This window comes from Natronosalvus vescus, from assembly GCF_023973145.1.
Taxonomy (GTDB): Archaea; Halobacteriota; Halobacteria; order Halobacteriales; family Natrialbaceae; genus Natronosalvus; species Natronosalvus vescus.
In genome coordinates this window covers 3,407,024-3,419,282 of sequence record NZ_CP099546.1, presented here as the reverse complement: position 1 = coordinate 3,419,282, position 12,259 = coordinate 3,407,024, and the positions used below count along the sequence as shown (strand labels likewise).

General features: G+C 60.3%; 10 protein-coding genes and 1 pseudogene. 6 read left to right on the top strand and 5 right to left on the bottom strand.

What is annotated here, in order from left to right:
* Positions 1 to 26: 26 nt before the first annotated feature.
* The 3 genes from NGM68_RS16260 (at position 27) to glmS (ending at position 3,708) form a co-directional block, all read left to right on the top strand.
* A complete protein-coding gene (locus NGM68_RS16260; RefSeq protein ID WP_252699274.1) occupies positions 27 to 476 on the top strand; it encodes a Rieske (2Fe-2S) protein in 450 nt (149 codons plus the stop codon).
* A 263-nt stretch (positions 477 to 739) separates the two neighbouring features.
* The gene (locus NGM68_RS16255; protein ID WP_252699273.1) at positions 740 to 1,912 is read left to right on the top strand and encodes a sugar phosphate nucleotidyltransferase; all 1,173 of its coding nucleotides are present in this window, start codon (positions 740 to 742) and stop codon (positions 1,910 to 1,912) included.
* A complete protein-coding gene (glmS, locus tag NGM68_RS16250) occupies positions 1,912 to 3,708 on the top strand; it encodes a glutamine--fructose-6-phosphate transaminase (isomerizing) (RefSeq protein ID WP_252699272.1) in 1,797 nt (598 codons plus the stop codon). The genes NGM68_RS16255 and glmS overlap by 1 nt, the downstream gene beginning before the upstream one ends.
* 283 nt (positions 3,709 to 3,991) lie before the next feature.
* On the opposite strand, the gene NGM68_RS16245 is transcribed toward glmS, so the two are convergent.
* From NGM68_RS16245 to NGM68_RS16235, 4 genes are all read right to left on the bottom strand, one after another.
* On the bottom strand, positions 3,992 to 4,963 hold the full coding sequence (locus NGM68_RS16245) for a phosphoadenosine phosphosulfate reductase family protein (protein WP_252699271.1): 972 nt from the start codon (positions 4,961 to 4,963) through the stop codon (positions 3,992 to 3,994).
* A gap of 148 nt (positions 4,964 to 5,111) precedes the next feature.
* Positions 5,112 to 5,216 carry a DUF7989 family protein gene (locus NGM68_RS18420; protein WP_484549497.1) on the bottom strand — a complete coding sequence of 35 codons (105 nt, stop codon included), beginning with the start codon at positions 5,214 to 5,216 and terminating at the stop codon, positions 5,112 to 5,114.
* Positions 5,217 to 5,355: 139 nt separating this feature from the next.
* Positions 5,356 to 5,661: a HalOD1 output domain-containing protein gene (locus NGM68_RS16240; protein WP_252699270.1), complete on the bottom strand. Its 306-nt coding sequence runs from the start codon at positions 5,659 to 5,661 to the stop codon at positions 5,356 to 5,358.
* Between the two features lie 114 nt (positions 5,662 to 5,775).
* The gene (locus NGM68_RS16235) at positions 5,776 to 9,093 is read right to left on the bottom strand and encodes a PAS domain S-box protein (RefSeq protein WP_252699269.1); all 3,318 of its coding nucleotides are present in this window, start codon (positions 9,091 to 9,093) and stop codon (positions 5,776 to 5,778) included.
* A gap of 118 nt (positions 9,094 to 9,211) precedes the next feature.
* Here NGM68_RS16235 and NGM68_RS16230 point away from each other — a divergent pair, with 118 nt between their 5' ends.
* Positions 9,212 to 9,499: a ubiquitin-like small modifier protein 1 gene (locus tag NGM68_RS16230; protein WP_252699268.1), complete on the top strand. Its 288-nt coding sequence runs from the start codon at positions 9,212 to 9,214 to the stop codon at positions 9,497 to 9,499.
* 145 nt (positions 9,500 to 9,644) lie between these two features.
* Positions 9,645 to 10,340, top strand: a pseudogene (tenA, locus tag NGM68_RS16225) (thiaminase II).
* 92 nt (positions 10,341 to 10,432) lie between these two features.
* Here the strand turns inward: tenA and NGM68_RS16220 are convergent.
* Positions 10,433 to 11,407 carry an aldo/keto reductase gene (locus NGM68_RS16220; protein ID WP_252699267.1) on the bottom strand — a complete coding sequence of 325 codons (975 nt, stop codon included), beginning with the start codon at positions 11,405 to 11,407 and terminating at the stop codon, positions 10,433 to 10,435.
* Between the two features lie 164 nt (positions 11,408 to 11,571).
* Here NGM68_RS16220 and NGM68_RS16215 point away from each other — a divergent pair, with 164 nt between their 5' ends.
* Positions 11,572 to 12,243 (top strand): helix-turn-helix domain-containing protein, encoded by a 672-nt coding sequence (locus tag NGM68_RS16215; protein ID WP_252699266.1) that lies wholly within the window; start codon positions 11,572 to 11,574, stop codon positions 12,241 to 12,243.
* The last annotated feature ends 16 nt before the right edge of the window (positions 12,244 to 12,259 follow it).

Genomic DNA, 12,259 nt, shown 5'->3' with positions numbered 1-12,259 from the left:
TTGCCGTCTGCTCCAGAGGGGTTCACATGACTACGAACACGGAACTCACGAGCGTCGAAACCGTCCACGAGGACGGCTCCTGGCTTTTCACCGTTCGCGATCAGTTCGGCACTCCCGAAGAGGTCATCCTCGTCCCCTGTGATACTGGGTCGGGGGTCGAGGCCTGGGTCAACCGCTGTATGCACGAGCCACAGCGTCTCGACCGTGGATTCGGTGCCGCGATTCGCAACGGCAACATCGTCTGTCCGCGCCACGGCTCCATGTTCGACGCCTGTTCCGGCAAGTGTGACAACGGCAAAGCGAAGGGCACCAGGCTCGTCTCCATCGACGTGACCGTCGAGGACGGAACGGTCTTCCTCACGGACTCGAGCCACGTGTTCGCCCACGAGGGCGGGATCGACGGCGTTGACGATGAAGACGATGGCGATGGCGATGACGATAGTGGCCCGACATCGACGTCGCACATCTCGTTTTGAATCGGGCTCGAGTTATCGCCGTCCGATGGGGCTGCATACGAGCGTCCGGTACCCTCGCTGCAGGGGAGACGGGTCTGTAACCAATCGTCACTCATCGAGTGACCTATCCCGTCACCAACAGACGGAGTCGAGCAGTCAACGAATTCCCTGAGACTCGCCGCTTCGCGATAGTCACGATACGCGATCTGCCACACGGCACCGACATCGACGACCCCTGTTCGGAAGCCACAAGAATAACGTTGTGTGTATCTATTATCAGTAGTATGAACCCTCGGTTCGCTATCGTTCTCGCTGCAGGGGAGGGGAGACGGCTCCGCCCGCTCACCCGACATCGGCCGAAACCGATGTTACCAGCCGTCACGAAACCGATCCTCGAGCACGTATTCGACGTCCTCGTCGATACCGGAATAACGGAAATCGTCGTCGTCGTCGGCCACGGTCGCGACCGGGTACAATCTCACTTCGGGTCGACCTATCGCGACGTCCCGCTCACGTACGTCGTACAGGACAAGCAACTCGGCAGCGGCCACGCGTTGCTCACTGCCGCCTCGGAGATCTCCGGCTCCGCACTCGTGGTCAACGGTGACCAACTCGTCGACGAGCGAATCGTCGAGGACGTCCGTACCAACCACGACGCAGCCGCCGCTGCGACGATCGGTACGACACGACGGGACGACGTGTCGCTGTACGGTGGCGTCATCCTCGAAGGCGACCGCGTCGTCGAACTCGTCGAACGACCGCAGGATTCCCGGCACTATCGCCTCAACGCCGGCGTCTACGCGATCGAACCCGTCGTCCTCGAGGTTCTCGAATCGATGGATCGGGTGGCGGGTGAACTGTCGCTGGTCGATTGTCTCTCTGCAGTCATCGATCGGGGTGAAACCGTTCGCGGTGTCGCCTCCGAAGGGCTGTGGATCGACGCGACCTATCCGTGGGACTTACTCGAGGTGGCGAGGGCACTGTTCGATCACGGACTCGTCGAGAGCCACGTCGACGCCGCTGCACGCGTCCACGACTCCGCCGTGATTCGCGAGCCAGTTGCGATATCGGCCGACTGCGTCGTCGGGCCGGGTGCCGTCGTCGGGCCGTACGTCTCGCTGGGGGCCAACGTGACCGTCGGTTCGGGAACCGTTGTCGAACACAGCGTCGTCGATGCCGACACCAGAATCGGATCGGGCGCGACGGTGATAGAGGGGGTCACCGGTCGAGGCGTGCAGATCGGCGTGGGCTCCTCGGTCGTCGGCGGTCCCGGTGACGTCGTCGTCGGTGACCGAATCCATCAGCGCGAATCCCTGGGAGCGCTGCTCGCCGATCGCGTGAGCGACGAGGGTGGAGTGACGTACGCCCCCGGGACGATGGTCGGTGCCGAAACAGTAATCCACGCAGGAGCCACCGTCAATGGAACGCTCGAGAGCGATGCCGAGGTGTGGCACTGATGTGCGGCATCGTCGGCTACGCTGGCTCCGAGGACATCGCCCAGGACGTGTTGCTCGAGGGGCTGTACAGTCTCGAGTATCGCGGCTACGATTCGGCTGGTGTCGCCGTTCCCGGCCCGGACGTTCAGGTGTGCAAACGTGCGGGTGAAGTCGAGGCGCTCGATCGCGCACTCGCCGAGGAATCGCCCCTCGAGACGCGGATCGGAATCGGCCACACCCGCTGGAGTACCCACGGCCCACCGTTGGACGAGAACGCACACCCACACACCGACAGCGACGAACGGGTCGCCGTCGTCCACAACGGCATCATCGAGAACTACCAGTCGCTCCGGGACAAACTGACGGACTCGGGCGTCGCCTTCTCGAGCGATACCGATACCGAAGTCGTCCCCCACCTGATCGGGCAGTACCTCGAGGCAGGATTCGACGAAGAACGGGCGTTTCGAACGGCCATCGATCGACTCGAGGGGAGCTACGCAATCGCTGCGGTGTTCGCGGAGGGAGACGCGATCTATGGAACCCGCCAGGACTCCCCGCTCGTCCTGGGTCTCGGGGAGGAATCGAACTACCTCGCCAGCGACGTTCCGGCGTTCATCGAACACACCGATCAAGTGGTGTACCTCGAGGATGGGACGTTCGCCAGGATCGACGCGGAATCGATGTCGGTCACCGACGGCGATGGGAACCCCCTCCAGATGGACGTGAAGACGATCGACTGGGATCCCGAGGAGGCAGGCAAGAGCGGGTACGACCACTACATGCTCAAAGAGATCAACGAGCAACCGACCGCGCTACGGCAATGCCTTCGCGGCCGCGTCGACGAACTCGACGGGATCGTCACGTTCGAGGATCTCGATGGACTCTCGAGCGGCGAGTTCGTCCAGTTCGTCGCCTGTGGTACATCCTATCATGCCGCCATGTTTGGGGCTCAGTTACTGCGAGCGCGTGAGATTCGGGCAACCGCGACCCTGGCCAGCGAGTACACCCCCGAGTCGGCCGTCATCGACGAGGATACGCTCGTCGTCGGAGTGACCCAGAGCGGTGAGACCGCCGACACGCTCAGGGCGCTTCGCTGTGCGAACCGGCTGGGTGCCCGGACGCTCGCCGTGACCAACACGGTCGGCAGCACCGCCGCGCGAGAGTGCGATCACGCGCTCTACATCCGGGCCGGCCCCGAGATCGGGGTCGCCGCCACGAAGACCTTCGCGAGCCAGCAGGTCGCACTCGCGTTGGTTGCCACGCACCTCGCAGACTCGCCCGATCGGGAGACGATCCAACCGCTCCGGGATCTCCCCGGGCAGGTGCAAACGGTGCTCGACACCTCCCAGGCCCGACTCGTCGCCGAGGTGTTTCGCGACGCCGAGGCGTACTTCTTCATCGGTCGCGGGTTACTGTACCCGACCGCACTCGAGGGGGCACTCAAGATGAAGGAAATTACCTACAAACACGCCGAAGGGTTCGCTGCCGGGGAGCTGAAACACGGCCCGCTGGCGCTCGTAACCGAGGAGACGCCGGTCTTCGCTCCGGTGATCGGCAACGGGGAAGCCGCCCGGAAGACCATCGGGAACGTCAAAGAAGTCGAGGCTCGAGGTGCACCAGTTGTCGCGGTGACCGACGGCAAAAGCGACGTCGAACGGTACGCAGACGCGGTGCTCGAAGTACCCGAAAGCGACCAGATCGCCGGGTCGGTGCTGGCTAACGTGCAGTTACAACTGGTCGCCTACTGGGTGGCCAACGAACTGGGCCGCTCGATCGATCGGCCGCGGAATCTCGCCAAGAGCGTCACGGTCGAGTGATCGGTTGGTCAGTTACAGGGTGGTGCGTTCTCACTCGTTAGGTGACGGCCGATCCACCTGTAACACGAAAGAATCGTTCGATTACTGGAGCGTATGTTCCGATTCTGGTTCCGCTATGTGTAGGGCCAGCTGGGAAACTCGTCCAGCTCGAGAACCAGGCCTCCGCCGGACTGGTTGAGCCGACTTTCTCCGATGCCACCGGAGTCTTTTGACAGTGTGGGGTATTCACCGTGACCAGAACGTCGCGGCGTATACGTCCAATAGCAATTCGTTCCGTTTCGAGTTACATGTACCCGAGGTCGCGCAACCGCTCCATCAGATCCTCTTTGTCCTGGGCACGGCCGGCACGCTCGGTCGTCCCCTCGAGATCCTGGAGCCAGGCCGGTTCGTCGTTCGATTTCTTCGTGCTGATTTCGCTGCCGAGCGATCGGAACCCCTCCCAGTACTTGGGCGAGACCGGGATGTCGTCCTGTTCGACTCCTTTGGGGAGGTCTTCGGCGTTCTGTGGGACGTAGCCGTCGTCGGGATAGCTCGCTACCGTATCGGGGACGACGAAGTTCCAGAAGGCCTCCCAGACCGCCCGTTCGTCGAAGTGGAGGATCGGTTGAACCCGGTCGTGGGGCGGGTAGATATCCGGATCGTGGCGCGGGGAGAAGAACGTCTCGTCGGCACGGGCTTCCTGTTCGTCCCAGCGGACACCAGAGATCACGCCGTCCACATCGTAATTTTCGAGGGCATCGTTGAGTGCGACGGTCTTGAGGAGGTGGTTCCCCGCGTAGGTGTCGAGCAGGAACGGGAACGACTCCTCGTCGTACTCGAGGATGTTCTCGATGTGGTGACGGTTGTGCTCGTCGAGTGCAGCGACGGGGATGTCGTCACCCGGTTCGAGACCGTGGTCGTCGACGTAGTCGCCAATGTCATCGTTGCGCGCGTAGATGACGTCGAGATCCCACTCGTCGGCCCAGTGGTCGACGAAGTCGTGGATCGCCTGGAAGTGCTGGTAGTGATCGATGAAGATCGCTGGCGGTACCTCGAGGTCGTATCGATCGGCAACCTCTTTGACGAAGTACAGAACGAGCGTCGAGTCCTTGCCGCCGGTCCACATCACGGCCGGGTTCTCGTACTGCTCAAGGCTCTGGCGGGTGACGTCGATGGCTTTCTCGATTTTGTCGTGGATGTGCGGATAGTCCTCGGGGTCTTCGTCGATGCCGTCTTCGTAATCGACGGTAACGTTGTGCGGGAAATCTGTGGCCATACGCTATAATGAGATATAATTACCAGCGTATAAACCCCTTGGGGCGGCGGAAATCTCTGTCGGTACTCGTCGGGAGTGCACTCGAGTGTACGTACCGCGGTTCGAGTACCTCAACATAGCTTACACTGCGTAATCCGAACGATGTCCGCTACTCGTCTTCGTGCGCCGAGTGGCCTCGGTGCCAGACGTTCGTGACTGAATCGCCGGTTGGTGGGGTGTGACTGACGTCTTTCATCGTTGTCTTCGATGTCATGGCACATCGTAGCGACTAGCAGGTATAAGTCAGTTTCCTATGATGGATAAATACAATATAGTGTGTTAATATCCCACCCTGGCCCAACGAAGTCGTCCCCACACCAGGGTGAAATACCAACGGAAACGAAAGTAACTGATTAACGCTCAGCAATCGGTTCGACGGTGATCTCACCGTCCGATGTGACTGTAACTAGACACTCGTTGAATTCAAACGTAACCCGACCGCCGGTTCGAAGCCCGTCTGCCCGGGGTTCAAAAAGTCGCTCGAGTGCGTCAGCATCGATCGCATAATGAAGCGGGTCGAGTGCCGTAATATCGGTTCCAGTGGCGGTTCCGACGGCTTCGGCTACCGCTACGCTGAGCGGTGTGTTATCGAGTCGATCGTATTGAATTGTGTATGCTTCAGCAACCATGCCCTGTGATTGTGTAGACGTTTCGGTCATGCTGTATCCGACCCCCCAATATGCGTCCTGGGAAGACGATTATCTGTACGAGGGTGGTTCTAAAGAGCGTGACTATTAACTGTATAAGTGCTACCAGGAGGTGTGGTTAAAGGATTAACCATCGGCGCGTTCGCCATCGAACAACGCCGCGAAAACCTTCCGTTCTACCGTCCGAACGTGGTTATGGAATGCGGGTGGGGAAATGTCGAGCGACGTCGCCAGATCCTCACCGGTCGTAGCTCGCGGCCAGTCGAAAAAGCCACCGTGATAGGCCGTCTGCACGACCTCCCGCTGGCGATCGGTTAGATTACCAAGCAGTTCGTCGTACTGCTCTGGTCGAGTGGGATCGATACTCGATCCATCGTCCGCGATGTGTTCTCGCCGTGCAACCAGCGACGCAGACAGGCCACGACGGTTGATGTCGGAGAGGACGTCGCGCACGTCGACGGAATGTGGTACTTCGAGCGTCGTACGCGTCCCCTCTTCGTGATGCGTCGTAAACTCTCGAAGTGCCCCGCCGTGACTGTCTACGATCGACGAAAGGAACGTCTCGGTGAGCGTCAGTTGTACCACCGTTCGATCATCATCACGAGTAATAACGCTCCCGCTGGCGACCGTGTTGATCGACTCGAGTTCCTCGGGTTCGACCGATCCCTCGACGCTTGCGAAGACGATCGTCGTTCCGTCCTCCTGTGGAAGGACGCCCTCGAGATCGACACGACCATCGACGATCTGTGAAAGCGTCGACAGCGGCGTCTCAGCCGGGATCTCGAGTTCGATTTCGGTCGTTTCGTCCCCCAGAAGGGCACGTTTGCGTTGAACGGCGTCGATCGCGTAGGCGATCGTTTCGCCGAGTTCAGCGAGCGTCGACCGGGTCGGGTCGTCGAACGCGGTGTGATCGGTGCTGTAGACGGAGATTACCCCATACAGGAAGTCGTCGTACACCATCGGGACAGCGTAGACGCTCTGAAAATCACGTGAGAGGGCTTCAGTACGCCACTTTCCGTGCCGAAGATCCGAACCGACGTTGTCGATGCTGGTCGGCTGCAACGTTCGTGCGGTTCGTCCGGTGGGTTCCGCACCCACGTCGTCGACGGCCGTGACCGTCACTGCCTCGAGATAGCCACGGCCGTATCCGGCCTCGGCATTGGCAACGATCTGGTTTCCGCCAGGGTCGGGTTCACCGATCCACGCGTACGAACAGCCTTCGATGTCGACCAATCGATCGCAAATACCCGCTTCGATTTCCGCACGCGACTCTGCCCGCAAGAGCAACGATTCGATGTCCTCTCTCAGCGAACTGGCATCGTTGAGTTGGGCCAGGTGTTCGTTTTGCCGTTTCAATTCCTGTTCACGCTCGTGGAGTCGTTCGGTGCGACTGATGCGGTCGAGGGCGGCCTCGGCGGTCGCCCCGAACACCTGTGCGAGATCGACGACATCCGTCTCGTAGGAGCCGACGTCCGCCGTCAATGCGACGAGGACGCCGTGTTCCCCGAGCGGAACGAAGAGCCCGCTTCGTACGGTTGCGTCCGAATCGTAGACGTGTTCGGATTCTCGAACGTCATCGTAGACTGCAGTCTCGCCCGTCACGAACACGTTCCAGGCGATACTACTGTTCGGCCCGAACCGTGGTGGCGTTCCGAAGCGAGTCAGTAAGTTCGTCGTGTAGGCCGCCGGAACGAGTTCGTTCTCGTGTTCGTCGAACCGGTAGACGGCGACGTTTTCGAGATCGAGTACGTCCGTCGCGACGTCGACGATGTACTCACAGGCTACCTGTTTGGTTTCGACTGTTAGCAGGTGTTGTGTCGCTTCATAGAGCGTGTTGAGGGTTTCGTCGTACTGCTGTCGTTCCGTTACGTCGACGCCGATGCCGATCACTCGCTCGACGGTATCGCCGGATACGACGGGTCGATACCACGTCTCGAAACTTCGACCACTGACCAACCGGAACGAGTGGACGGCCTCCCCGTTGAAGGCTCGGTTGACGTCCTGGAGTATTCCGGGATGATCGCTATACACGTCGTAAATCGATTCGCCGGCGACCTCATTGGGCTCGTAGCCGATCCGTTCCAGACCGTGTCCCTCAGAAAGTGTAAACGTCCCCGTTTCATCGAGGGAAAAGAACACTACCGGTACGTTCTCGATCAGCACCTGCAGTCGTTCGGAACGATCGGCCAGCGTTCGTTCCCGCTCGACTCGCGTCGAGACGTCTTTAAAGTAAATTGACAGCCCGGAAGGGGACGGATACATTCGCGCTTCGAACCACCGTTCCAGTGGCTCGTAATAGCTCTCGATCGTTCGTGGCTCCTGGGTCTTCATTGCGGCGAGTGACTCCCGTTCGAAGGGCGTCCCTTCGATTTTGGGAAAGGCGTCGATAAGGTGGCGACCAAGCAATTCGGCTTTCGTTTTCCCGAGTACGTGTTCCGCCTGATCGTTGACGTACGTGAACCGCCACTCCGCGTCGAGCGACAGGAACGCATCAGTCACCCTGTCGAAAGATTTGCTCAACTCCTGTTCGACACGTCGATAAGCCGTGATATCCCGTACTGACAACACGATCCCACCGACGACGTCACCTCCAAGCCGATTTGTGATGACGGCCTCGTGGACGTGCCAGGTTCCATCGGCATGTCGGTACTTGTATTCACAGGACGTCGACTCCCCGACACCTGCATCGACGACACCCTCGAACGCCTGTCGGAATCGGTTGCGATCCTCGTCGTGGATGCGTTCGTCGATCCGGGATCCGAGTATCGTCTCCGGATCGTATCCGGCGACGTGTTCGATGGACGGACCAGTGAACGTGACACGACAGTCGTCGTCGAGCACCAGAAACAGGGCTGGTGATTTCTCGATCAGCGTCTGGTACCACGTTTCCCGCTTTTCGAGCGCCCTTCTCGACGATTCTCGGTCGATGACGGTATCTATCCGTTGGCGAAGTAACGTAGGTTGTTCGGCTGTCATCGGCGTCACTACTGCGGCGGCACCGGCTTCGAGCGCTGACTCGAGATGCGCCACACAGGCCGCTTCGTCGGCACCAATCTCTTCGGCACGCTCGCTTCTGCTCGCATCTTCGGATACGCCAGTGGAACCAACCGTCACTTCAGTCGCCGTTTCGTCGGCAATGGGGTCTCGTCCGTCGGTCGCGCCACCTGGTGGGCCCACGATAACGGGAATGTTCGTCACGGACGGTACTACCTCGGCGTCGTCCGTCAGAATGCAATCGACTTCGTCGAATCCGTCGAGGGTCGTTCGTCCCGCCTCGAGTGAGGAAACCGGACCATAGATAGACACCGCAGGAGATACCGGCTGACCAGTCTCGTCAGCCGCGGTGTCAGTATCGTCAGGCGCAGTCGCATCGACCGTCTCGAGCCAGGGGGCAGAACCGACGGTCAGGATCGACGTCGCCTCCTTCTCCGCCGTGTACGTCATACGCCTGTTTGATCGTACACCACCAAAAGCGCGCCGGCGACCCGATCTCGACTCGAGAGGACGCATCTCAACGGAGAGAATCGCCGGCTACAAGACTGATCACGACGTATGCACCGGCGTGCAACTCGAGTGTCGCTTCTTCGGCCCCTTCCGTGACGACGTCGGCGAGCAAACGGTGTCCTGGAACCCGGACGGTGACACCGTCGGCGACCTCCTTCGCGAACTCGAGGCTACCTACCCAATTCTCGAGGGGCGCCTCGTCGACGATGCCGGCACGAACCTGGCCGGAAAAACGGTCGTCACGAAGAACAAGACGGACGTCCGACACCTCGGCGGTCTCGAGACTGAACTCGAAGATGGGGACGTGTTTCGACTCGTGCCGTCGGTGTACGGTGGCGCTGTCTGAGCGGACGCACTTCTCGGGCGAGTGATAGTAGTCGTAGCCGAGTACTGGTATGTGCCGTTCAGTCGTTGAATCCGGTATCAACCACCGAGGCATAATCTAGTAATACTACTAAGTTATCTCACTGATGACTTCGAACTCGAGTGTGATGCATTTCAGTGACCACCTCCTCGATACCGGGGCGGACATCTGGACAGCACAGATGGAACACCCGTTCGTGACCGAACTCGCGGCCGGAACGCTCGCGGACGAGGCGTTCTGTACCTGGATTCGTCAGGATTATCGCTACCTCCTCGATTACGCCCGTGTGTTTTCGATCGCTGGCTCGAAAGCCCGAGACGAGGAGACGATGACGCACCTGATGGGGATCGGCCACCGAATTCTCGCCGACAAACTTGAGCTCCACCGATCGTTCGCGGAGGAGTACGGCATTCCTCGAGCGACCCTCGAAACCGTCGAGAAGACACCGACCTGTGTCGCCTACACGAACTTCCTGTTGCGAACCGCCTACGAGGGGTCGATCGCGGAAATCGCCGCCGCGATCTACCCCTGTGGACAGGGATACCTCGATATCGCCGACCACATGGCTGCGATAGCACCCGACGAACACCGATACACGCCGTTTATCGAAAAGTACACCAGCGATTCGTTCCGGGAGTCAGTCGCCTAGATGCGCGAGTTCATCGATCAGTGTGCGGAACGGTATCCGGGCGAACGGAACGCGATGGAACGATCGTTCCTGACGAGCGCCAAACTCGAGTACCGGTTCTGGGAGATGGCCTACCGGCAGGAAACGTGGGGCGTGTCGCCGTCCGCTGTCTACTCCCCGTCGATTCGTGGGTGAGTCGTCGCTCTGTCTCTCACTCGTGACTCGAGGCTCGAACCGTCACGCCCGAACTCACTCGTGACTCGAGGCTCGAACCGTCACGCCCGAACTTACTCGTGACTCGAGACCCGAACCGGCTCGTACGGCTCCTCGAGGTACTCGAGATCGGACGACGAAAGCGAAATATCGAGTGCCTCGACGGCCTGTTCTAAGTGTTCGACGCTTGTCGTTCCGACGATCGGGGCGTCCACCCAGTCCTGATGGAGTACCCAGGAAAGGGCGATCTGGGCCATCGTTACCCCCTTCTCGTCGGCGAGTTCTTCGACACGCGCGTTGATCTCGGGGCCGCCGCCTTCGCGGTAGGGATGTGCGTAGAGGTACTCCTCGGTGTCTCCCCGTTTCGTCGCGTCGACCTGTTCGTCGGGTCTGGTCAGATACCCCCGTGCCAGCGGCGACCAGGGCATGACGCCGACTCCTTTCTTCCCACACAGTGGCAGCATCTCCCGTTCCTCTTCCCGGTAGACGAGGTTGTAGTGGTTTTGCATCGAGACGAAGCGCTCGAGTCCCAGTCGATCGCTCGTGTGGAGTGCCTCCGAGAACTGGTGGGCCCACATGGAGGAAGCACCGATGTAGCGCGCCTGCTCGCGGCGAACGGCGTCGTCGAGCGCTCGAAGCGTCTCCTCGATCGGGGTATCGTCGTCCCAGCGGTGGATCTGATACAGGTCGACGGTGTCCATCCCCAGTCGCTCGAGGCTGGCCTCGAGTTCCTGTTCGATGGCCTTCCGGGAGAGCCCTCCCGAGTTGGGATCGTCCTCGCGCATCTGGAAGTAGCCCTTGGTGGCGACGACGGACTGATCGCGGTAGCCCTCGAGGGCATCCCCGAGGATGCGTTCTGACTCCCCGTTCGAGTACATGTTCGCCGTGTCGAAGAACGTAATTCCGAGGTCGATGGCGCGGTCGATGATTTCGTGGCTTTCCTCCTCATCGAGTACCCAGGGACGCCAGTCGCTCGAGCCGAAGCTCATACAGCCCAGACAGAGACGGCTCACGGTCATGCCGGTGTTTCCGAGAGTGGTGTACTCCATGGCCCGATAGTTGCGATCCGGTACTAAATACGTACGTGCCGCGGCAGCGGTCAGTCACTCGAGCGCGTTGAAAGGCCCAGCGGACGAGAGTAATTCCGAGGGAGCGCAACTCGAGTGACCACTCTACCCACGCCCGTTATCCCCCCTCGAATCGTATTCGGTGTGTGAGCATTATCACTGAGTTTACAGTTCCAGCGAAAGCGTTCGCGCTGGAACACACGCTTGACGCGGTGGCGGATGTGACGATCGAGATCGAACGACTCGCGACGCACAGCCGTGAATGGGTGATGCCGTTTCTGTGGATCTACAGCGACAACCTCGATTCCATCGAAACAGCCCTTCGAGACGATGCGTCCGTCACCGATGTGACTGTCCTCGACCGAACGGACGAGTTCGCGTACGTCAACGTTTACTGGGCCGAACCCGTCCAGGAACTGGTCGATCACATCGTCGATCGCCACGGCATTATGGAAGAAGCGGGCGCGAGAGACGGGACGTGGTATCTCCGCATTCGGTTCATCGACCGAGACGCCCTCGAGGACTTTCAGACGTACTTTCACGAGCAGGGGTACTCGTTCGAGCTCCACCGCCTGTACGACGGCAGCGAGCCGAAAAAACGCAAATTCGGGCTGACGCCAGTACAGTACGAGACGCTCGTGACCGCCCTCGAGATGGGGTACTTCGACATCCCGCGAAACGCTCAGATCGGCGAGTTGGCAACGGAGTTGGGGGTGTCGACGAACGCGGTGTCTCAGCGGTTGCGCCGGGCGACCAGTAATCTCACCAGCAACGCGCTCGACGTCTCCCCACCTGACACCGGCAGGGACACCGCCTGATCGGCCCGGCCGGCCG